This is a genomic window from Pseudomonas sp. HMSC076A11 (genome assembly GCF_001810205.1).
Taxonomy (GTDB): Bacteria; Pseudomonadota; Gammaproteobacteria; order Pseudomonadales; family Pseudomonadaceae; genus Pseudomonas; species Pseudomonas aeruginosa.
This window is the reverse complement of the sequence record NZ_KV800288.1, coordinates 35,635-55,739: the sequence shown is the minus strand read 5'-3', so window position 1 is coordinate 55,739 and position 20,105 is coordinate 35,635. Positions and strand designations below refer to the sequence as shown.

Here is a 20,105-nt window from a genome sequence, read left to right as displayed (position 1 = left end):
CGCCCATGGACACCACCTTCGGCCTCGACCTGGCCCGCGTCGAAGCGCTGTTCAAGCGCGAGCTGCGACGCTTCGACGAACTGCATCCGCGCTCCGCCCAGGCCTACCGGGAAAACCGCCGCCACTGGCTGTACGGCGCACCGCTGCACTGGATGCAACAGTGGCCGGGCAACTGCCCGCTGCTGGTGAAGGAGGCCCAGGGCGCGCGCGTCACCGACATCGACGGCCAGCAGTACGTCGACTTCGCCCTCGGCGATAGCGGCGCCATGTTCGGCCACGCCCAACCGGCGGTGGCCGACGCCATCGCCCGCCAGGCGCGGCGCGGCTCGACCCTGATGCTGCCGACCGAGGACAGCCTGTGGGTCGGCGCCGAACTGGCGCGGCGCTTCGGCCTGCCCTACTGGCAGGTGACCACCTCGGCCACCGACGCCAACCGTTTCGTCCTGCGCCTGTGCCGGATGCTCAGCGGACGCGACAAGGTGGTGGTGTTCAACTGCAACTACCACGGCAGCGTCGACGAATCGCAGGTGGAATTCGACGCCGCCGGGCGCATGGTTCCGCGCGCGGGCGTTCACCCCAATGGCGTACGCCACGACGCTACCACCCGCCTGGTGGAGTTCAACGACCTCGACGCGCTGGAGGCCGCCCTCGCCCATGGCGACGTCGCCGCGGTGCTCACCGAACCCTTCATGACCAACGTCGGCATGGTCCCGCCGGCCGAAGGCTTCCACGCCGGCCTGCGCGAACTGACCCGCCGCCACGACGTGGCGCTGATCATCGACGAGACCCACACCATCTCCTGCGGTCCCGCCGGCTATAGCGGCGCGCATGGCCTCGAGCCGGACTTCTTCGTCCTCGGCAAATGCATCGCCGGCGGCATTCCCAGCGCCGTCTGGGGATGCAGCCAGGCGCAGGCGGAGCGGATCTGGGCGGTACTGCCGCACTTCCGACCGGGGCAGGCGATCAACCATTTCGGCTTTGGCGGCACCCTGGCCGGCAACGCGCTGCAACTGGCGGCGATGCGCGCGACCTTCGCCGAAGTGATGACGGAGGACGCCTATCGGCACATGTTCCAGCTCGCCGCGCAGCTCGAGGCGGGCGTCCGCGCGACGCTCGAGGAACTGCGCCTGCCCTGGCACGTGACGCGCATCGGCGCGCGCGTCGAGTACCTGTTCATGACCCACGCCCCGCGCAACGGCGGCGAGGCCCACCACGCACGCAACGGCCTGGTCGAGGCCTGCCTGCACCTCTACCTGCTCAACCGCGGCGTGCTCTTGACGCCATTCCACAACATGGCGCTGACCTGCCCGGCGACCCGCGCGGAGGACGTCGAACTGCACGACCGCCTGCTCCGCGATTGCCTGGGCGAACTGCTGGAGCGCCCATCGTGAGGCGCTTGGAGAACCGCGTCGCACTGGTCACCGGCGCCGGCCAGGGCATCGGCCGGGCCATCGCCGAATGCTTCGCCGCCGAAGGCGCCAGGGTTCTGCTGGCGACGCGTACCGCCAGCCGCGGCCAGGCCGTCCTGGAGGCGATCCGCCTGGGCGGAGGCACGGCCGAACTGCTGGCCGTCGACCTGAGCGAGCACGACGCCGCGAGACGAGCGGTGAGCGCGACCCTGGAGCGCTTCGGCCAGTTGGACATCCTCCTGCACAACGCCGCTGCCTTTCCCCAGTGCGCCCTCGCGGAACTGGACGAAGGCACCCTGGAACGGACCCTGGCGGTGAACCTGAAAAGCTGCTTCAGGCTGACCCAGGCCGCCCTTCCCGCCCTGCGCCGCAGCGTGGCCGGGCGCGTCCTGGTGACCTCCTCGGTGACCGGCCCGCGCACGGCGATCCCTGGGCTCTCGCACTATGCGGCGAGCAAGGCCGGGGTCAACGGTTTCATCCGCGCCGCCGCGCTGGAGCTGGCCGGCGACGGCATCACCGTCAACGGCGTCGAGCCCGGCCTGGTCGCGACTCCGGCGCTGGGCAGCCTCGGCGACGCCGCCGCGCTGGCCGCGCACATCCCCCTCGGGCGTGTCGGCCAGCCGCTGGACATCGCCCACGCCATGCTCTTCCTCGCCTCCGACGAGGCGAGCTACATCACCGGGCAGACCCTGGTTGTGGATGGCGGCGCGTTGCTGCCGGAAAACGGCGGGCTGGCCTGAAGCCGCTGGCGTTCGCCCTCTCCCTCCAGAGAGAGCGCCTTCCGACGTATCCGGCAAACACTTCCGCCGGCTCCGGTAGGGCGCTCGCCCTGTCCCACGGACAAGGGCCGACCATTTGCCGGGCGATTATCGAAAGCCCCTGCAAAATGGATGAATAAGAATGACTCTCAGCAGGTTAGTATCGGAAATCCCCAACCGAGAGGATTCGCTTCATGTTCCGCTCCACCTCCCATGTCCGTACCGAATCGGCGGCACGCTACGTCAATCGCCTGTGCAAGCACTGGGGCCACAAGTTCGAAGTCGAACTCACACCCGAGCGCGGCTTCATCGACTTCGGCGACTCCAACTGCGAGCTGCTCGCCCACCCCGACCATGTCCTGATGATTCTCAACAGCCCCGACGAGGACAGCCTCGCCCACATGCAGAACGTGGTCGCCGATCACCTGCAACGCATGGCCAACAGCGAAAGCCTGGAGATTGCCTGGCAGCCCGCCGAAAGCTGAACGCGCCGCCACCCGGCCGCCCTTCGCGGCCGGGCGCCGGGCGTCACGCGGGGCCATGGAAAGTGCAATTCATTCCCCGGAAAAGCCATTCAGCTCGCTCCGCCCCCGTCCCATCATCCCCTCCAGGCGCTCTCGCGCAGATAACAACAATGACTGGAGACGATGATGAAACCCGAAGATTTCCGTGCCTCTGCCACCCGTCCGTTCACCGGCGAGGAGTACCTCGCCAGCCTGCGCGACGACCGAGAGATCTACATCTACGGCGACCGCGTCAAGGACGTCACCAGCCACCCCGCCTTCCGCAACGCGGCCGCCTCCATGGCCCGGCTCTACGACGCCCTGCACGATCCGCAGAGCAAGGAAAAGCTCTGCTGGGAGACCGATACCGGCAACGGCGGCTATACCCACAAGTTCTTCCGCTACGCGCGCAGCGCCGACGAACTGCGCCAGCAGCGCGACGCCATCGCCGAGTGGTCGCGGCTGACCTACGGCTGGATGGGCCGCACCCCGGACTACAAGGCCGCCTTCGGCAGCGCCCTCGGCGCCAACCCGGGCTTCTACGGGCGTTTCGAGGACAACGCGAAAACCTGGTACAAGCGCATCCAGGAAGCCTGCCTGTACCTCAACCATGCCATCGTCAACCCGCCGATCGACCGCGACAAGCCGGTGGACCAGGTCAAGGACGTGTTCATCTCGGTGGACGAGGAAGTCGACGGCGGCATCGTCGTCAGCGGCGCCAAGGTGGTCGCCACGAATTCCGCGCTGACCCACTACAACTTCGTCGGCCAGGGTTCGGCGCAACTGCTCGGCGACAACACCGACTTCGCCCTGATGTTCATCGCGCCGATGAACACCCCCGGCATGAAGCTGATCTGCCGCCCCTCCTACGAACTGGTGGCGGGTATCGCCGGATCGCCGTTCGACTACCCGCTGTCCAGCCGTTTCGACGAGAACGACGCGATCCTGGTGATGGACAAGGTGTTCATCCCCTGGGAGAACGTACTGATCTACCGCGACTTCGAGCGCTGCAAGCAGTGGTTCCCCCAGGGTGGCTTCGGCCGGCTGTTCCCGATGCAGGGCTGCACCCGCCTGGCGGTCAAGCTCGACTTCATCACCGGCGCCCTCTACAAGGCCCTGCAATGCACCGGCTCCCTGGAGTTCCGCGGCGTGCAGGCGCAGGTCGGCGAAGTGGTGGCCTGGCGCAACCTGTTCTGGTCGCTGACCGACGCCATGTACGGCAACGCCAGCGAATGGCACGGCGGCGCCTTCCTGCCCAGCGCCGAGGCCCTGCAGGCCTACCGCGTGCTGGCGCCGCAGGCCTACCCGGAGATCAAGAAGACCATCGAGCAGGTGGTCGCCAGCGGCCTGATCTACCTGCCCTCCGGCGTTCGCGACCTGCACAATCCGCAACTCGACAAGTACCTCTCCACCTATTGCCGCGGCTCCGGCGGCATGGGCCACCGGGAGCGGATCAAGATCCTCAAGCTGCTCTGGGACGCCATCGGCAGCGAGTTCGGCGGCCGCCACGAGCTGTACGAGATCAACTACGCCGGCAGCCAGGACGAGATCCGCATGCAGGCCCTGCGCCAGGCGATCGGCAGCGGGGCGATGAAGGGCATGCTCGGCATGGTCGAGCAGTGCATGGGCGACTACGACGAGAACGGCTGGACCGTGCCGCACCTGCACAACCCGGACGACATCAACGTGCTCGATCGCATCCGCCAATGACGCCCGCGTCGCCTCCGGAGGTTATCCCCATGTCCCAGCTCGAACCCAGGCAGCAAGCCTTCCGCAACGCCATGGCGCATCTTTCGGCGGCGGTCAACGTGATCACCAGCAACGGCCCGGCCGGACGCTGCGGGATCACCGCCACCGCGGTCTGCTCGGTCACCGACAGCCCGCCGACGCTGATGCTCTGCATCAACCGCAACAGCGAGATGAACACGGTGTTCAAGGCCAACGGTCGACTCTGTGTGAACGTCCTCAGCGGCGAACACGAAGAGGTGGCCCGCCACTTCGCCGGCATGACCGAGGTCCCGATGGAACGCCGCTTCGCCCTCCACGACTGGCGCGAGGGCCTCGCCGGGTTGCCGGTGCTGCACGGCGCCCTGGCCAACCTGCAGGGACGCATCGCCGAGGTCCAGGAGATCGGCACCCACTCGGTGCTGTTGCTGGAACTGGAGGACATCCAGGTCCTCGAACAGGGCGACGGCCTGGTCTACTTCAGCCGCAGCTTCCATCGCCTGCAGCGAGCCTGCCGAGCCGCCTGACCCCTCTCTCCGGAGCCGCCCCACAGGCGGCGTCCGGCCCTCCTCAGCCCTGCACCAGGGCGAAAAGCTGGCTGCGAAAATGGATGTCCAGGCGGGCAAAGGCGCGGTTGCGGTAGGTTTTCACCGTGCTTTCCTTGAGCCCCAGCTCGGCGGCGATACCGGCATGGCTCAACCCGCGCAGCAGGTGCAGGCAGACCGCCAGCTCCTGGGGTGTCAGGTCCGTCGCCCGGTGCAACAGCGCCAGCCGCCACTCGTCGGTCGCGCTGCGTCCCCGGCGCAAGGCCAGGTGCCCCCTCAGCAGTTGCAGCAGGGCCGGCACCCACTGCTCGAAGGCGGCGATCTCGCGCTCGCTGAAATAGCCGTCCTCGCGGTGCCGGTAGAGATTGAACAGCAGCGGCCGGCCTTCCTCGTCCCAATGCAGGCTCGACAGCCGCTCGCTCAGGCCATTGTCCCGATAGATCGCCTCGCGGTAAGCATCGAACTCGATGTCCTCGGCCAGCAGGTGGCCCAGCAGCGGCACCGGGCCGCGGCGCTGGCGCTGCATGCGCAGGAACAGCGGGTCATGGCTGTGGTAGTACCGCGAATAGGCCTGCCAGCAGCGCCACACTAGTTGCGCGTCGCGATGGCGAGTGCCGGCCAGGAGCAGTTCGGGGCGCGGTGCACCGATGCGCAGCACGTTGAAATGACGGGCGGCAACCCAATGGCCAAGGGTTTCCAGCAGAGCGGCGGGGAAGCCTTCGCCACCCAAGGCGCAGGCCAGCTCGACGAAGGGGCGCAGGTCCGCCGACGGCGACCCCGGCGGGGCATTCCAGAAGCTGATCATGGTTGCGGGCACGCATCGTTGTTCTTGTTGTAATGGGTGAGGAAGGGCAGGTCCTGTCCAGGCCTCGACCGACACGTTAGCAACCGCGACGGACGCCGGTAAACCCGCTGTCCACCTCTGGGGGGACAGGCCGGCACTGGAGGAGCGCTAGCCTCGCTGCATGTCTGCCGAAGGAACCCCCGACAATGAGCGCATCGCCTTCCTCCCGCCTGCACCTGCAGGTCACCGATTTCCGCGCTGTTGCGCGCGACGTGGTGCTGGTCGAGCTGGCCGCCGTGGACGGCACCGAACTGCCGGCCTTCACCCCCGGCGCGCATCTGGAGCTTCACCTGGGCAACGGCCTGATCCGCCACTACTCCCTGCTCAACGACTGCCGCGAACGCCAGCGCTACCAACTGGCGATAGGCCTTGGCGACGACAGCCGTGGCGGCGCCCGCTTCATCCACCGCCAACTGCGCACGGGCGACCGCCTGCACGCGGCGGCACCGCGCAACCACTTCATGCTGCGCGAAGACGCCGCGCGCTACTGTTTCGTCGCTGGCGGCATCGGCATCACCCCGATTCTCTCGATGGTTCGCTGGTGCCAGGCGCAGGGCAAGGACTGGCGCCTACTGTATGCGGTCCGCGAACGCCAGCGCGCAGCCTTCCTCGCCGAACTGATGACGCTCGGTGGCGAACGGACGCGGCTGCATTGCAGCGACGAAGGCGACCCACTCGACAGTACCGCGCTGATCGCCGGCCTAGGTGCCGACGAAGAACTCTACTGCTGCGGACCCGACGGGTTGATGCAGGCCATCCGCGACGCCGGGAGCGGCTGCGCGGAACGCCTGCACTTCGAACGCTTCGACGCTCCAGTAGCGCCGGCGTCCTCGTCCGGCGGCACCGACGCCTTCCGCCTGGAGTTGCGCCGCAGCGCCCTGAGCCTGCGCGTCGAAAGCCACCAGAGCATCCTCGAAGTCCTCGAGGAACAGGGCCTGGAGCCTCCCTACGCCTGCCGCGCCGGGATATGCAGGACCTGCGAGACACGCGTCTGCGCCGGCGAGCCGGAGCACTTCGACCATGTGCTTTCCGACACCGAGCGGGCCAGCGGGGAAACCTTGCTGATCTGCGTATCACGCTGCCGCGGCAACTACCTGGAACTCGATCTCTGACCCCGAAGAACAACCACGGAGACGCCTCATGAGCCTGCCCAACGCCAATCTCATCGCCAGTTCACGCAAGGCCGCCGCGCAGATGGCCACGCGCGACACGTCGTTCATCTTCAACGAGTGGTACGTCGCCGCCTTCGCCGAGGAGGTCGGCCGCGAACTGCTCGCGCGCACTCTGCTCGGCAAGCGCGTGGTGCTCTATCGCACCCTCGCCGGCCAGGCGGTAGCCCTGGAAGACCGCTGCGCGCATCGCTCCTTCCCGCTATCGCGCAGTCGCCTGGAGGGGGACGGGATCGTCTGCGGCTATCACGGTTTCCGCTACGACAGCCAGGGCGAGTTGATCGAGACACCGTCGCAGAAAGCCTGTCCGCGCGGCGTCGGCATCCGTCACTACCCGCTTCTGGAGCGCGGCCCGCTGGTCTGGATTTGGCTCGGCGACCCGCGACTGGCCGACCCGAAGCGACTGCCGCAGCGGCCCTGGCTGGAGGATCCGGGCTGGGCCTGCTCCAAGGGCTACTTCCTACACCCGGGCAACTACGTGAGCATGCACGAGAACCTGATGGACCTGACCCATCTCACCTACCTCCACGCCAATACCATCGGCACCCCGGATTACGCCGGGGCGCCCTATGAGCTGGACCTGAAGGAAGGCCACTACCGGCTGGTACGGCACGTGCTGCCGACCACCCTGTCGCCGGTCTGGGGCCGCACCACCGGCCTCGACGGCTGTCCCACGGCGGCGCGCATCACCACCTCGGAGTTTCTCTCGCCAGGCCTGCACCAGGTCAGCGCGACCTTCTACGACACAGCCCTGCCCGCCGAGCGGCGACCGGAATTCCACATCCGCACGGCGCACATCCTCACCCCGGAGACCCACGGCAGCATGCACTACTTCATCGTCCACGGACGCGATTTCGCCCAGGACGACGAGACCGTCGGCGCTTTCATGCACGAGCAACTGTTCGCCGCCTTCGTCGAGGACGTGGAAGGCCTCGGCGCGCTGGAAAAGGTACTCGCGGAGGCCGATGAGGATAGCTACGAGATCTCCGTCGCCAGCGACGCGCCGGCGGTGGCCACCCGCACCTACCTCAAGCGCCGCGCCGATGAGGAAGCGCGCCAGCGCGCGGCGCACCGGGTGGCCTGAGCGCCGCCCTCAGCGGCGGTGCGCCGGCGGGATCGAGTAGGTGCCGACCACATGGGCGACCGGTTCCGCGTCGCCTTCGGAGAACAGCGAGACCTCGCCCATCGCCAGGGTCTTGCCGACCTTCATCAGGCGGCACTCGCCGACCACCCGGCGGTCCGCCGCGGGACGCCGCAGGAAGTTGATGGTCAGGCTGGTGGTCACCGCCAGCGGGACGATGCCGATCTCGCCCAGTACCGCCACGTACAGCGCGACATCGGCGATGGCCATCAGGGTCGGCCCGGAGACCGTGCCGCCGGGGCGCAGGTCGCTGGCGTCGACCGCCTGCCAGACCGTGGCGCTACGCTCGCCGACGGCTTCGACCACGACCCGGGTCTGGGGAAATTCGCGCTGGATGAAACGGGCGATCTGCTCTTTCTTGTCGGTCACGGAACGGGTCCTTGGCAGTAGGAGGAGGAAAGGTACGGTAGTCGGGTCTAGCGGCCACGCGCCTCGCTCGGCGTCATCCCGTAGCGCGCCTTGAAGGCCCGGGCGAAATGCGCCTGGCTGGAGAAGCCGTGGCGATAGGCGACCTCGGCGACATCCAGGCGCCGGCCCTGGGGCGAAGCGAGCAACTGGCGGGCCCGCTCCAGGCGCCGCTCCTGCAGGTAGCGCCCGGGCGAGCTGCCTTCCTGGGCGAACAGCCGCGCCAGGTGCCGGCTGGAGACGCCAGTGGCGGCGGCCACCCGCTCGCAGCTCAGGGCGGGTTCGTCGAGGTGCTGCTGGATGTACTGCTTGGCCGCCAGCAGGTAGGACGCGCCCAGGGCGCTGGCACGGTGCTCGCCGGCATGGTCGCTGATGATGCTCGCCAGCAGGTCGTAGGCTTCCTCCTGGTAGCGCTCGGCATCCTCGCCATGGGGGCTGTCGAGGAAATCCCGGGTACGCTCGCCGAGGGTCCGCACCAGCAGGCGCTGCACCGGGCTTTCCGCGCCGATCTTCAGCGGTCCCTTGAAGTCGCGCAGGCAGCGCTCGGCGAAATCGTCCTGGGGAATGTCGAAGATGAACTGCCGCATCGGTCCGGAAAAACCGAACAGGTAGGGCTTGTCGGTCCGGTAGATAACCAGCTCGCCCGGTTGCAGGAGGTTGCAGCCGTTGTCCTGGTAGAAGAACGACTGGCTGCCCTGCACCAGGGAGACGAAGATCGACTCCTTGGGCACTGCGCGGATCATCGAGCGGTCGCGCTCCACCACGTGCTCGTTGCCGCCGATGCGGGCCAGCCGCAGGCGTTCGAGGCAGAGGTTGTCCTGGGTCGCGGCGAAGCCGGCCTGGGAATACGACGAACATTTCAGGCCAACCAGGATGGAAGCGTTGTAGTCCTCCCAGAACGCCAGCCGCTGCTCCAGGGGAATGTCCTGGGTGCTGGCCCGCCGGGTTTCGAGCAAGGCATGTGCGGGCATTTTTATTCTTCTCGTCGAACGCTGCGTGGACCTCCCGGACCTCAGGCAAGGCCTCCGGGGCCAGGCGCCGGGCCGCTCCGCCGACCTGTCGCGGTCGGTCGGCGAGGCGCCTGGCACCCCGTCATTAACATCTGAATCCTTTCCTCCGTCAATCGCCCTCCAGCCGGCTCCGACGCTGGGCAGGCCAGCTTGGCGGCGCGTCGCGGGTCGCGCCAGGCCATGTCCGAAAAGCGCAAGCTTCCTGGCCGCCAGGGTCAAACCCGGAGGCCCGCCCATGGCTAGAGTCGGCTCGACGATAACAACGACAGAGGCCGCCCCATGCCCGAACTCGCCACCCGTGAATTCTGGAAAGACCTGCAACCGATTCCCGACTGCTTCAAGCCGGACGCCAAGCCCGAGGTCTACCTGCGCAACGCGCCGACCGAGGACGAGCGCCTCTACGTGCCCTTCACCGAGACCGTGAAGTCGCGTCCGCTGTGGATCTCGCCAAGCGAAAACCGCTGGTGCGACATCCTGATGGCGACGAGCGCCGGCCTGGTCAACCGCCACTACCACCCGCACGAGGTGTTCGCCTACACCATCAGCGGCAAGTGGGGCTACCTGGAGCACGACTGGACCGCCACCGCCGGCGACTTCGTCTACGAGACGCCCGGCGAGGGCCACACCCTGGTGGCCTACGAGCACGAGCAGCCGATGCGTGCATTCTTCATCGTCAAGGGACCGCTGGTCTGGCTCGACGAGAAGGGCAACGCGGACGGCATCTTCGACGTCCACGACTACATCGCGATGTGCCGTGAGCACTACGACAAGATCGGCGTCGGCGCCGCCTACATCGACTCCCTGTTCCGCTGACCCCGGGCGCGCGCCGCCCTGGCGGACGCGCGCCTCCCCGCCGGCCGGCCCGCCCGGCCTGGAGACCGACATGGCGCATAACAACAATTCCGCCAGTTACGAAAACGTCCTGCTCTGCGTGCTGTTCCTGACCTTCGGCTTCGTCTTCTTCGACCGCCTGGCGCTGTCCTTCCTGTTTCCCTTCATGGAACAGGAGCTGCAACTGAGCAACAGCCACCTGGGCATGCTCTCCTCGGTGCTGGCCCTGGCCTGGGCGGTATCCGGCGCGCTGGTCGGCGCCTGGTCCGACCGCCGCGGGCAGCGCAAGCCGCTGCTGATCGTGGCGGTGATCCTGTTCTCGCTGTGCTCGGCGCTGTCCGGGCTGGTCGGCGGCTTCCTCAGCCTGCTGCTGTTCCGCGGCATCATGGGCCTGGCCGAGGGGCCGATCCTGCCGCTCTCGCAATCGCTGATGGTCGAGGCCTCCTCGCCGCATCGCCGCGGCCTCAACATGGGTCTGCTACAGGGCTCGGCGGCCGGCCTGCTCGGCGCGGTGATCGGCCCGCCGCTGCTGGTGGCCCTGGCCGAAGCCCTCGGCTGGCGTCACGCCTTCATCGTCTCGTTGCTGCCGGGCCTGCTGATCGCCTGGTTGATCTGGCGCCATGTGCGTCCCGACCCGCCCCGCGCGCAGCGCCCGGCGCCGCGCGCAGAAGAAGCGAAAGGCAAGCGCCTGGCACTGCTGAAGAGCCGCAACATCCTGCTCTGCACCCTGATCAGTTGCGTATTCGTCACCTGGTTCATCGTGCTGATTTCCTTTACCCCGACCTTCCTGGTCAACGCCCGCGGCTTCAGCCCGGCGACCATGGGCAGGCTGATGAGCTGCCTGGGCGTCGCCTGGGTGGTCTGGGGCTTCGCCGTACCGGCGATATCCGATCGCATCGGCCGTCGACCGACCCTGGTGGCGTTCTCCCTGCTCGCCGCGTGTTGCCCGCTGGCGCTGCTCTATGCGCCGAACGCGACCAGCCTCGGCCTGCTGTTGCTGCTGACCTACACCGGGCTCGGCTGCTTCACCCTGTTCATGGCGACCATCCCGGCGGAGACCGTCTCGCGCGGCGTCATCGCCACCGCCCTCGGCCTGATCATGGGCCTCGGCGAACTGGTCGGCGGTTTCCTCGCGCCGACCGTGGCCGGCTTCGCCGCCGACCGCTTCGGCCTGTCCATCGTCATGTGGATGTCCTGCGGCGGCGCCCTGCTCGCCGCGTTCCTCTCGCTGTTCCTGCGCGAAACCGCGCCCGCCGTGCTGGCGCGCCAGCGCAGCGCGCCTACCTCCGTCCTGCAAGGAAACCAACCATGAAAGCACTGCGCTGGCACGCTGCCCGCGACCTCCGCCTGAGCGAACTGGAACGCCAGGCGCCGCGGCCCGGCGAAGTCGAACTGGAAGTCGCCTACTGCGGCATCTGCGGCAGCGACCTGCACGAATACCAGAGCGGCCCGCACTCGATTCCCCAGGCCGAGGCGCACCCGCTGTCCGGTTGCCGCGCGCCGCTGACCCTCGGCCATGAGTTCTGCGGCGTGGTCGCCGCGCTCGGCCCTGGCGTGGAGGGACTGCGCATCGGCGACCGCGTCGCGGTGGAGCCGGAATACCGCTGCGGCGAATGCCGCTACTGCCGGGAAGGCCGCTACAACCTCTGCGAGTCGATGGGCTTCATCGGCCTGATGGGCGACGGCGGCTTCGCCGAGCGCGCGCGGGTGCCGGCCTACATGCTGCACCGCCTGCCGGACGCGGTGGGCTTCCGCCAGGCCGCCGTGCTCGAACCGGCCGCCGTGGCCCTGCACGCGCTGCGCCGCAGCAGCCTGGCGCCGGGCCAGCGCTGCGCGGTGTTCGGGCTCGGCCCGATCGGCCTGCTGCTGGTGATGCTCGCCCGCCTGCGCGGAATCGAGGACATCGTCGCGATCGACGTCAGTCCCGAGCGCCTCGCCCTGGCCGGGGAGTTCGGCGCCAGCCGGGCGCTCGACGCCCGCGACGGCGACACGGCGGCGCGCCTGCGCGAGGGCGGCGCGCTCGACTGCGCCTTCGAGGCCGCCGGCAGCCAGGCCAGCCTCGACGCCGCCCTGGCCAGCCTGCGCAAGGGTGGCGAGCTGGTGCTGGTGAGCCTGATGGGCGAGGTCCGGCTGGACGCCTTCGACCTGGTCAACCGCGAACTGCGCCTGCTCGGCAGCGTCGGCTACCGCGACGCCTACCCGGAGCTGATCGCCCTGCTCGCCGACGGCCGCCTCGACCTGGCCCGCGCAGTGACCCGCAGCGTGCCCCTGGAGCAGGCCGTCGAGCACGGTTTCGAGGCCCTGCTGCGCGACAAGTCGCAGGTCAAGGTGCTGGTCAATCCCAACCCGGCCCTGGCCGACGCCTGAAGGAACGATCGCCGATGGTTTTCCAACACGATATCTACGCCGGCCAGCAGGTGCTGGTCACTGGCGGCAGCTCCGGCATCGGCGCGGCCATCGCCATGCAGTTCGCCGAACTCGGCGCCGAAGTCGTCGCCCTCGGCCTGGACGCCGACGGCGTGCACGCACCGCGTCATCCGCGGATTCGCCGGGAAGAACTGGACATCACCGACAGCCAGCGCCTGCAACGGCTGTTCGAAGCGCTGCCGCGCCTGGATGTGCTGGTGAACAACGCCGGCATCAGCCGCGACCGCGAGGAATACGACCTGGCTACCTTCGAACGGGTGCTGCGCCTCAACCTGAGCGCCGCCATGCTCGCCAGCCAACTGGCCCGGCCGCTGCTGGCGCAGCGCGGCGGCAGCATCCTCAACATCGCCTCGATGTACAGCACCTTCGGTTCCGCCGACCGCCCGGCCTACAGCGCCAGCAAGGGCGCCATCGTCCAGCTCACCCGTTCCCTGGCCTGCGAGTATGCCGCCGAGCGCATCCGGGTCAACGCCATCGCCCCCGGCTGGATCGACACGCCGCTGGGCGCCGGGCTCAAGGCCGACGTCGAGGCCACCCGCCGGATCATGCAGCGCACGCCGCTGGCGCGCTGGGGCGAGGCGCCCGAGGTGGCCAGCGCCGCGGCCTTCCTCTGCGGTCCCGGCGCCAGCTTCGTCACCGGCGCCGTGCTGGCGGTGGACGGCGGCTATCTCTGCGCCTGAGCCGCCTTCGCTCCGGATGCACCTGTCCGCTTGGGGCGGACAGCGATTCGCACGACAGAACAACAACAAGACGAGTGCCTTGCCATGAAAACCCTCCGCACCTTGCCGGCGCTGCTCTGCGCCGGTTTCCTCGGTCTCTCCGCGCAGGCCGCCGAAGACAGCCGCAGCGGCCCGCTGGCCGGGTTCGGCGAACGACTCCAGCGCCACGGCGTGAAGACCCACGCGCAGTTCTGGAGCCTGTCGCTGAAGAACCTCGACACCGGCCCGCGCCAGCACAGCTTCGGCAACAGCGGCGACCTGTTCCTCGGCGCCGACCTCGACCTCGCCACCCTCGCCGGCCTGGACGGCGCCTCGCTGCACATCGAGGAAACCCTGTTCATCCTCGACCGCGGCACCGGTCAGCCCACCGGGCCGAGCTGGCAGGGCGCGGTGGGCAGCTACTTCGGCGGCGCGCCGCTGCACAACGACATCAGCGCCAACCAGCTGAGCCTGCTCACCTGGCAGCAGCAGTGGCTGGGCGGACGCCTCGACAGCCATCTCGGACGGACCAATGCGCGGCGCTATTTCCTGATCTACAACTGCGAGACCGTGGTCACCTGCAACGACCCGATCATCGACGCCTCCACCGGCATCCTGCCGCCGCCCTACGGCGCCTGGGGCGGCTACCTGAAGTACCGGGCGACCCCGACCCTGTACCTGCACGCCGGGGCCTTCGAGTCCAACCCGGTGGATTACCTGAAGAAGCGCCATGGCCTCGATTTCGGCACCGACGACGCCAGCGGCACCAGCCTGCTGCTGGGGATCGGCGAAAAGCGCGAGGAAAGCCTCGATCCCTACCGCTCGCACTATGAACTCAACGCCTACCTGAACACCGCCAACCAGGTCGACCCGCTCACCGGCGCCAGCGACCACGGCAGCGCCGGCGGCTTCTTCAAGTTCCAGCAGCTGTTCTGGCGCGCCGACGGCGGCCGCCTCGATTCGCCGAGGGCGCTGGGGCTGTTCGGCTCGCTGTCGGTATCGGCCGACGACAAGCAGCCGTTCCGTCATTTCGCCGAGCTGGGCCTGACCTACCATGCGCCCTTCGACCGCACGCGGGACAAGCTCAACCTCAAGGCCAGCTACCTGCGCCTGAACGATCACCAGCTGGAGTTCCAGCGCCAGGCGCGGATCGCCGCTGGCGGCGATGCGAAACTCGGCCAGCGCGACGTGTACGCCCTGGAAACCAATGCGCACATCGCACTGACCCCGCACATCGCGCTGGAGCCGTCGGTGCAGTACATCTTCAACCCGGACAACTACTACAACCCCGGCGCTCGCGAACTGAGCGGAGACGGTTTCGTCGTCGGCCTGCAACTGATGGTCGACATGGGCTCGCTGCTGGGGCTTTAGCGCGCCGCCTGGCAGCCTCGGTCAACCCCGCCGGCAGGCTGGGACAAGCGGCCGGGCGCGCTTCCCCGTCCAATGGAGTAGCGTCGCGCCCATGGGCGCGGGGCGAAAAAGAACGCCGGGCGAGGCCCGGCAGCACACCCAGAAAGGTGCCGACATGACTTCCACTGCCCGCCGTTCGTTCGACTACATCGTGGTCGGCGCCGGCTCCGCCGGTTGCGTCCTGGCCAACCGTCTTTCCGCCGATCCCGCCGTCTCGGTCTGCCTGGTCGAGGCCGGCCCCAGCGACCGCACGCCGCTCCCCGCCGCCTACATCCGCACGCCGGCCGGGATCATCCGCCTGATCGCCAACCCGAAGTGGAACTGGATGCATCGCTTCGCCGCCCAGCCCGGCACCGCCAACCAGCCGATCGCCTGCCCGCGCGGCAAGGTCTGGGGCGGCTCCAGCGCGATCAACGGGATGATCTACATCCGCGGCGACCGCCACGACTACGACCGCTGGGCATCCCTCGGCAACCGTGGCTGGAGCTACGACGAGCTGCTGCCCTACTTTCGCCGCTCGGAACATTTCGAGCCGGGCGAATCGCCCTGGCACGGGCGCGGCGGCGAATTGAACGTCGCCGCGCAGCGCAGCCCGGGCCCGATCAACCAGGTGTTCTTCCAGGCCGCCGAGGAAATGGGCTGGCTATACAACGCCGACTTCAACGGCGAGCGCCAGGAAGGCATCGGCCCGTTCCACGTCACCCAGGTCAACGGCGAACGCTGTAGCGCGGCGCGCGCCTTCCTGCACCCGGCCCTGGCGCGGCCCAACCTCACCGTGCTCAGCTCGGCGCTGACCCTGCGCGTGCTGCTGGAAGGTACCCGCGCCACCGGCGTGGAGATCAGCCAGGCTGGCGAGGTCGTGCAATTGCAGGCACGCCGCGAAGTGATCCTCAGCGCCGGCTCGATCAACTCGCCGCAGCTCCTGTTGCTCTCCGGCATCGGCCCGGCGGCGGAACTGGCGCGCCACGGCATCGTCCAGCGCCATGAGTTGCCTGGGGTCGGCGAGAACCTGCAGGACCACCAGGACATCGTGCTGATGTACCGCACCGAGGCCAAGCTCGGCTACGGCCTGGGCTTCTCGCCGAAGGGCTGGCTGCCGCTGCTGCGCTCGCCCTGGCAGTACCTGTTCGGCCGGCGCGGGGCGCTGACCTCGAACACCGTCGAGTCCGGTGGCTTCCTCCGCCTCGACCCGCAGGCAGAGACCCCGGAGCTGGGTCTGATCGTCGCCCCCGCGCTGAAGAACCAGCCGCAGCGCCTGGTCCCCTTCGGCCACGGGGTCAGCCTGCACGTCGCGGTGATGCACCCGCAGAGCCGCGGGCGGGTCCGCCTGAACTCGCCGGACCCGCACGACCGGCCGCTGATCGAAGCCAACTTCCTCAGCCACCCTGCCGACCTCGATACCCTGGTCCGGGGTTTCCAACTGGTCCGCAAACTGGCCGCCAGCCGCAGCTTCGCCCGTCACCTCAAGGGCGAGCTGGTACCGGGCCCGCAGGTTTCCAGCCGCGGCCAGATCGAGGCCTGGATCCGCGCCAACCTGGGCACCGTGTTCCATCCGGTGGGCACCTGCAAGATGGGCCACGACCAGCTCGCGGTGGTCGACGACCAGTTGCGCGTGCACGGCCTGCAAGGCCTGCGGGTGGCCGATGCGTCGATCATGCCGACGCTGATCACCGGCAATACCAACGCCCCGGCGATCATGATCGGCGAGAAGGCCGCCGACCTGATCCTCGGCAAGCCGGCGCCCCATGCACCGCCCGCGCGACAACCGGCCGTGCAGGCTCTGGCCGGCGCCTGACTAGCCGCCCTGGCTGCAGGCGCTGGCGTACTTGCGGTAGGCCAGCGAATGCAGCTTGCCGGCGGAGTCTAGGTAGTCCATCCGTGCATCGACGATCTCGCAGGTGGTCGACGCCTGTTCCTGGGTCGCCACCACCTTGTGCACATCCAGCGGCATGCCGTAGCGGTAGCTTTCGGTCGGTACCGGTGCGGCGGCCTGGGCGGCGAACGCGGGAAGCGCAAGCGCGGCGAGCAGGGTGGTGGCGAGCAGGGTGCGAGTCATGGGGGATCTCCTGGCGGCAGGACCGCGTCGGTGGAAGGCGACATGCCTTCGTCGAGGCCTATTCCAGGCCGCGGAGTTGTCCCGGATGTGTCGCTGGAATGCCCGATTCGTCAGCCGCTGTATCGCCGCTGCCGGCCGATACATGGCCGTACATTCGCCGCCCCGCTCCCGCCGGACGAATCGCGCCCGGCGCTATCCGTCGTCTCCCCCGTTCGCGACAGCGACAACCGGGCTTTTTTGCACGCCCCGGTATTCGCCCCGGCTCGGGATACAGTGCAATACAAACCCCGGCAGGCAAGCGCCGCGGGCGCGGATACACTGCTTGCAAGCACACCAACCGCCACGGGAGCCAGGCAATGGAGCATGTCGATCACATCCTGATCGTCGACGATGACCGCGAGATTCGCGAGCTGGTAGGCAACTACCTGAAGAAGAACGGCCTGCGCACCACCATCGTCGCCGATGGCCGGCAGATGCGCGCGTTCCTCGAAGCCAACACGGTGGACCTGATCGTCCTCGACATCATGATGCCCGGCGACGACGGCCTGCTGCTCTGCCGCGAGCTGCGCGTCGGCAAGCACAAGGCCACGCCGGTGCTGATGCTCACCGCGCGCAACGACGAGACCGACCGCATCATCGGCCTGGAGATGGGCGCCGACGACTACCTGACCAAGCCCTTCTCCGCCCGCGAACTGCTTGCCCGGATCAACGCCGTGCTGCGGCGTACGCGGATGCTGCCGCCGAACCTCACCGTGAGCGAGAGCAGCCGGCTGATCGGCTTCGGCCAGTGGCAACTGGACACCAGCGCCCGCCACCTGCTCGACGACGCCGGCACCGTGGTCGCCCTCAGCGGCGCCGAGTACCGCCTGCTGCGGGTGTTCCTCGATCATCCGCAACGGGTGCTCAGCCGCGACCAGTTGCTCAACCTGACCCAGGGCCGCGAGGCGGACATCTTCGACCGTTCCATCGACCTGCTGGTCAGCCGCCTGCGCCAACGCCTCGGCGACGACGCCCGCGAACCGGAGTACATCAAGACCGTGCGCAGCGAGGGCTATGTGTTCTCGCTGCCGGTGCGACTGGTCGAGGCCCATCCATGAAGCTCGCCGTGCCGCGCCCGCGCAGCCTCGCCGCGCGCCTGGCGCTGATCCTCTTCGCCGGGCTGGTGCTGGCCTACGGGCTGTCCTTCGCCTCGCAGTTCTACGAGCGCTACCAGACCGCGAAGCACATGATGCTCGACAGCCTCGAACAGGACGTGGCGATCTCGGTAGCCATGCTCGACCGCCTGACGCCCGCCGAGCGCGAGGCCTGGCTGCCGCGCCTGGAACGACGCACCTACCGCTATCGCCTCGACGCCGGCGAGCCCGGCCAGCCGCTGGCGCTGGCCGACGCGCCGGTTGCCGCGCACTCCATCGAACGCGCCCTCGACGGTCAATACCCGCTGACCCTGCGCACGGTGGCCGACAGCCGTCCGCACTTCCAGGTCCTCCTGCGCCTGCGCGACGGCAGCCCGCTGACCATCGACGTCACGCCGGCCCCGGTGCCGCTGTCCGGCTGGCTGCCGCTGGTACTGCTGGTGCAGTTGCTCCTGCTGCTGCTCTGCACCGGCCTCGCGGTGCGCACCGCCATCGGCCCGCTGACCCGGCTGGTGAAGGCCGTGGAACATCTCGATCCGAATCGTCCGGCACAGCCTCTCGCGGAAACCGGCCCACGCGAAGTGGCGCATGCGGCGGCGGCCTTCAATGCCATGCAGGCGCGCATCGCCGACTACCTCAAGGAGCGCATGCAGTTGCTCGCGGCGATTTCCCACGACCTGCAGACGCCGATCACGCGGATGAAGCTGCGCGTCGAGTTCATGGACGCCTCCAGCGACAGGGACAAGCTGTGGAACGATCTCGAAGAGATGCAGCACCTGGTCCGCGAAGGCGTGGCCTATGCCCGCAGCATGCACGGCAGCACCGAAACCAGTTGCCGGGTGGACCTCGACGCCTTCCTCGACAGCCTGGTCTTCGACTACCAGGACAGCGGCAAGCAGGTACAACTCGACGGCCGTACCGGCGCGGTGATCGACACCCGTCCGCACGCCCTGCGCCGGGTGCTGGTGAACCTGGTCGACAATGCGCTGAAGTTCGCCGGCGCCGCGCGCCTGGAAGTGGAACGCCGTACCGATGGCGGCACGCGAATCCAGGTGCTGGACAATGGCCCGGGGATTCCCGCCGAGGAACTCGACGAGGTGCTCAAGCCCTTCTACCGGGTGGAAAACTCGCGCAATCGCGACACCGGTGGCACCGGCCTCGGCCTGGCCATCGCGCAGCAGCTGAGCCTGGCCCTCGGCGGCCGCCTGACCCTGGCCAACCGCGCCGGCGGCGGGCTTTGCGCGCGCATCGAGCTGGACCCCTGAGGCGCCCGTACAGAGCGATACATAACCGCCCTCGGCGGACACACTGCGGATAAACCCGCTTGCAACACTCCTGGCCACGGGAAGCGGCGGCACATCGCCGAGCCGCTCCCGGCAACCAGGAGCCCCACCATGACCGTCCCAACCTCTCAATCCGCCTGGCACGGCTGGCGACTGTTCGCCGTCCTCGCCGTCGCCGTGCTGTGCATGACCGCCCTCGTCCTGGCTCTCCAGGCGCAACCGGTGGAGGGCCTGCGCAGCGCCATCCGCGCCACCGCGCGCAGTTCCTTCGCGCTGTTCCTCGCCGCTTTCCTCGCGTCCTCGCTGGCGACCCTGGTGCCCGGCCCGGGGACCCGCGCGCTGCTCCGTGAAAGGCGCTACCTGGGCCTGGCCTTCGCCTTCTCCCACGCAGTACACGCCTTGCTGATCCTGGCCTACTGGAAGCTGTTCCCCGAGACATTCTGGAGCGGCCGCTCGGTCGCGGCGAACATCCCCGGCTCGATCGGCTACCTGTTCATCCTGCTGCTCACCCTCACCTCCTTCCGCACCCCGGCCCGACTGCTCGGCCCACGCGCCTGGAAAGCCCTGCACTCGACCGGCACCTGGGTGCTGGCGGGCATCTTCTGCCTGTCGTTCTTCAAACGCATCCCCATGGGCGGCTGGTACGTACTGGCGTTCGCCACGATCTTCTCCGCCATCGTCCTCAAGCTCACCGCCAAGCTCGCCGTGCGCTTACGTCGTCGCGACGTACAGCCGGCCTGACCTATCCACCGCCCTCA

Annotated in this window: 20 protein-coding genes; 16 read left to right on the top strand and 4 right to left on the bottom strand. The window is 68.6% G+C overall.

Going from position 1 to position 20,105, the window contains the following annotated elements:
• Positions 1-5 precede the first annotated feature (5 nt).
• The 5 genes from HMPREF2716_RS10310 (at position 6) to hpaC (ending at position 4,922) form a co-directional block, all read left to right on the top strand.
• Positions 6-1,391, top strand: coding sequence for an aspartate aminotransferase family protein (locus tag HMPREF2716_RS10310; protein ID WP_003093384.1), 1,386 nt, complete (start codon positions 6-8; stop codon positions 1,389-1,391).
• Positions 1,388-2,149, top strand: coding sequence for an SDR family oxidoreductase (locus HMPREF2716_RS10305; RefSeq protein WP_003104535.1), 762 nt, complete (start codon positions 1,388-1,390; stop codon positions 2,147-2,149). The genes HMPREF2716_RS10310 and HMPREF2716_RS10305 overlap by 4 nt, the downstream gene beginning before the upstream one ends.
• A gap of 212 nt (positions 2,150-2,361) precedes the next feature.
• Positions 2,362-2,652, top strand: coding sequence for a DUF2218 domain-containing protein (locus tag HMPREF2716_RS10300; RefSeq protein WP_003093387.1), 291 nt, complete (start codon positions 2,362-2,364; stop codon positions 2,650-2,652).
• A gap of 165 nt (positions 2,653-2,817) precedes the next feature.
• On the top strand, positions 2,818-4,380 hold the full coding sequence (gene hpaB / locus HMPREF2716_RS10295; protein ID WP_003104533.1) for a 4-hydroxyphenylacetate 3-monooxygenase, oxygenase component: 1,563 nt from the start codon (positions 2,818-2,820) through the stop codon (positions 4,378-4,380).
• Between the two features lie 29 nt (positions 4,381-4,409).
• Positions 4,410-4,922, top strand: coding sequence for a 4-hydroxyphenylacetate 3-monooxygenase, reductase component (gene hpaC / locus HMPREF2716_RS10290; protein ID WP_003093392.1), 513 nt, complete (start codon positions 4,410-4,412; stop codon positions 4,920-4,922).
• Between the two features lie 43 nt (positions 4,923-4,965).
• Here hpaC and HMPREF2716_RS10285 read toward each other — a convergent pair whose 3' ends face one another.
• Positions 4,966-5,745: a helix-turn-helix transcriptional regulator gene (locus HMPREF2716_RS10285; RefSeq protein ID WP_003111029.1), complete on the bottom strand. Its 780-nt coding sequence runs from the start codon at positions 5,743-5,745 to the stop codon at positions 4,966-4,968.
• Between the two features lie 185 nt (positions 5,746-5,930).
• Between HMPREF2716_RS10285 and HMPREF2716_RS10280 the strand changes: the two genes are divergently transcribed.
• Positions 5,931-6,896, top strand: a complete 966-nt coding sequence (locus HMPREF2716_RS10280; RefSeq protein WP_003093396.1) for a PDR/VanB family oxidoreductase — start codon at positions 5,931-5,933, stop codon at positions 6,894-6,896.
• A gap of 28 nt (positions 6,897-6,924) precedes the next feature.
• Positions 6,925-8,037, top strand: coding sequence for a Rieske 2Fe-2S domain-containing protein (locus tag HMPREF2716_RS10275; RefSeq protein ID WP_003119104.1), 1,113 nt, complete (start codon positions 6,925-6,927; stop codon positions 8,035-8,037).
• Positions 8,038-8,046: 9 nt separating this feature from the next.
• On the opposite strand, the gene HMPREF2716_RS10270 is transcribed toward HMPREF2716_RS10275, so the two are convergent.
• Positions 8,047-8,463, bottom strand: coding sequence for a PaaI family thioesterase (locus tag HMPREF2716_RS10270; RefSeq protein ID WP_003454227.1), 417 nt, complete (start codon positions 8,461-8,463; stop codon positions 8,047-8,049).
• Positions 8,464-8,510: 47 nt separating this feature from the next.
• Positions 8,511-9,470 carry a helix-turn-helix domain-containing protein gene (locus HMPREF2716_RS10265; RefSeq protein WP_003093398.1) on the bottom strand — a complete coding sequence of 320 codons (960 nt, stop codon included), beginning with the start codon at positions 9,468-9,470 and terminating at the stop codon, positions 8,511-8,513.
• 318 nt (positions 9,471-9,788) lie between these two features.
• Between HMPREF2716_RS10265 and HMPREF2716_RS10260 the strand changes: the two genes are divergently transcribed.
• From HMPREF2716_RS10260 to HMPREF2716_RS10235, 6 genes are all read left to right on the top strand, one after another.
• Positions 9,789-10,322 carry a 2,4'-dihydroxyacetophenone dioxygenase family protein gene (locus tag HMPREF2716_RS10260; RefSeq protein ID WP_003113028.1) on the top strand — a complete coding sequence of 178 codons (534 nt, stop codon included), beginning with the start codon at positions 9,789-9,791 and terminating at the stop codon, positions 10,320-10,322.
• Between the two features lie 70 nt (positions 10,323-10,392).
• The gene (locus HMPREF2716_RS10255; protein WP_003113027.1) at positions 10,393-11,652 is read left to right on the top strand and encodes an MFS transporter; all 1,260 of its coding nucleotides are present in this window, start codon (positions 10,393-10,395) and stop codon (positions 11,650-11,652) included.
• Complete coding sequence (locus HMPREF2716_RS10250; RefSeq protein ID WP_003118211.1) at positions 11,649-12,707, top strand: 2,3-butanediol dehydrogenase; 1,059 nt, start codon at positions 11,649-11,651, stop codon at positions 12,705-12,707. Before HMPREF2716_RS10255 ends, HMPREF2716_RS10250 begins: the two co-directional genes overlap by 4 nt.
• A 14-nt stretch (positions 12,708-12,721) precedes the next feature.
• Positions 12,722-13,447, top strand: a complete 726-nt coding sequence (locus HMPREF2716_RS10245) for an SDR family NAD(P)-dependent oxidoreductase (protein WP_003093405.1) — start codon at positions 12,722-12,724, stop codon at positions 13,445-13,447.
• Between the two features lie 84 nt (positions 13,448-13,531).
• The gene (locus tag HMPREF2716_RS10240; RefSeq protein WP_023130929.1) at positions 13,532-14,836 is read left to right on the top strand and encodes a carbohydrate porin; all 1,305 of its coding nucleotides are present in this window, start codon (positions 13,532-13,534) and stop codon (positions 14,834-14,836) included.
• Between the two features lie 154 nt (positions 14,837-14,990).
• Entirely contained in the window at positions 14,991-16,670 is a 1,680-nt protein-coding gene (locus HMPREF2716_RS10235) for a GMC family oxidoreductase (RefSeq protein WP_043491657.1), read from the top strand.
• Here the strand turns inward: HMPREF2716_RS10235 and HMPREF2716_RS10230 are convergent, their stop codons facing one another.
• Positions 16,671-16,931 (bottom strand): DUF2790 domain-containing protein, encoded by a 261-nt coding sequence (locus HMPREF2716_RS10230; RefSeq protein ID WP_003113024.1) that lies wholly within the window; start codon positions 16,929-16,931, stop codon positions 16,671-16,673.
• Between the two features lie 356 nt (positions 16,932-17,287).
• Here HMPREF2716_RS10230 and bfmR point away from each other — a divergent pair, with 356 nt between their 5' ends.
• The 3 genes from bfmR (at position 17,288) to HMPREF2716_RS10215 (ending at position 20,088) form a co-directional block, all read left to right on the top strand.
• Positions 17,288-18,028, top strand: a complete 741-nt coding sequence (bfmR, locus tag HMPREF2716_RS10225; protein ID WP_003113023.1) for a two-component system response regulator BfmR — start codon at positions 17,288-17,290, stop codon at positions 18,026-18,028.
• Entirely contained in the window at positions 18,025-19,329 is a 1,305-nt protein-coding gene (locus HMPREF2716_RS10220; RefSeq protein ID WP_003113022.1) for a sensor histidine kinase, read from the top strand. The genes bfmR and HMPREF2716_RS10220 overlap by 4 nt, the downstream gene beginning before the upstream one ends.
• A 129-nt stretch (positions 19,330-19,458) precedes the next feature.
• Entirely contained in the window at positions 19,459-20,088 is a 630-nt protein-coding gene (locus HMPREF2716_RS10215) for a ferric reductase-like transmembrane domain-containing protein (protein ID WP_003113021.1), read from the top strand.
• Positions 20,089-20,105: the final 17 nt, after the last annotated feature.

Coding starts and splice junctions, on each gene's coding strand:
- HMPREF2716_RS10285 (WP_003111029.1), bottom strand. CDS start 5,745: ATGATCAGCTTCTGGAATGCCCCGCCGGGGTCGCCGTCGGCGGACCTG.
- HMPREF2716_RS10245 (WP_003093405.1), top strand. CDS start 12,722: ATGGTTTTCCAACACGATATCTACGCCGGCCAGCAGGTGCTGGTCACT.
- HMPREF2716_RS10250 (WP_003118211.1), top strand. CDS start 11,649: ATGAAAGCACTGCGCTGGCACGCTGCCCGCGACCTCCGCCTGAGCGAA.
- HMPREF2716_RS10300 (WP_003093387.1), top strand. CDS start 2,362: ATGTTCCGCTCCACCTCCCATGTCCGTACCGAATCGGCGGCACGCTAC.
- HMPREF2716_RS10230 (WP_003113024.1), bottom strand. CDS start 16,931: ATGACTCGCACCCTGCTCGCCACCACCCTGCTCGCCGCGCTTGCGCTT.
- HMPREF2716_RS10275 (WP_003119104.1), top strand. CDS start 6,925: ATGAGCCTGCCCAACGCCAATCTCATCGCCAGTTCACGCAAGGCCGCC.
- bfmR (WP_003113023.1), top strand. CDS start 17,288: ATGGAGCATGTCGATCACATCCTGATCGTCGACGATGACCGCGAGATT.
- HMPREF2716_RS10240 (WP_023130929.1), top strand. CDS start 13,532: ATGAAAACCCTCCGCACCTTGCCGGCGCTGCTCTGCGCCGGTTTCCTC.
- hpaB (WP_003104533.1), top strand. CDS start 2,818: ATGAAACCCGAAGATTTCCGTGCCTCTGCCACCCGTCCGTTCACCGGC.
- HMPREF2716_RS10280 (WP_003093396.1), top strand. CDS start 5,931: ATGAGCGCATCGCCTTCCTCCCGCCTGCACCTGCAGGTCACCGATTTC.
- hpaC (WP_003093392.1), top strand. CDS start 4,410: ATGTCCCAGCTCGAACCCAGGCAGCAAGCCTTCCGCAACGCCATGGCG.
- HMPREF2716_RS10235 (WP_043491657.1), top strand. CDS start 14,991: ATGACTTCCACTGCCCGCCGTTCGTTCGACTACATCGTGGTCGGCGCC.
- HMPREF2716_RS10255 (WP_003113027.1), top strand. CDS start 10,393: ATGGCGCATAACAACAATTCCGCCAGTTACGAAAACGTCCTGCTCTGC.
- HMPREF2716_RS10310 (WP_003093384.1), top strand. CDS start 6: ATGGACACCACCTTCGGCCTCGACCTGGCCCGCGTCGAAGCGCTGTTC.
- HMPREF2716_RS10260 (WP_003113028.1), top strand. CDS start 9,789: ATGCCCGAACTCGCCACCCGTGAATTCTGGAAAGACCTGCAACCGATT.
- HMPREF2716_RS10215 (WP_003113021.1), top strand. CDS start 19,459: ATGACCGTCCCAACCTCTCAATCCGCCTGGCACGGCTGGCGACTGTTC.
- HMPREF2716_RS10265 (WP_003093398.1), bottom strand. CDS start 9,470: ATGCCCGCACATGCCTTGCTCGAAACCCGGCGGGCCAGCACCCAGGAC.
- HMPREF2716_RS10220 (WP_003113022.1), top strand. CDS start 18,025: ATGAAGCTCGCCGTGCCGCGCCCGCGCAGCCTCGCCGCGCGCCTGGCG.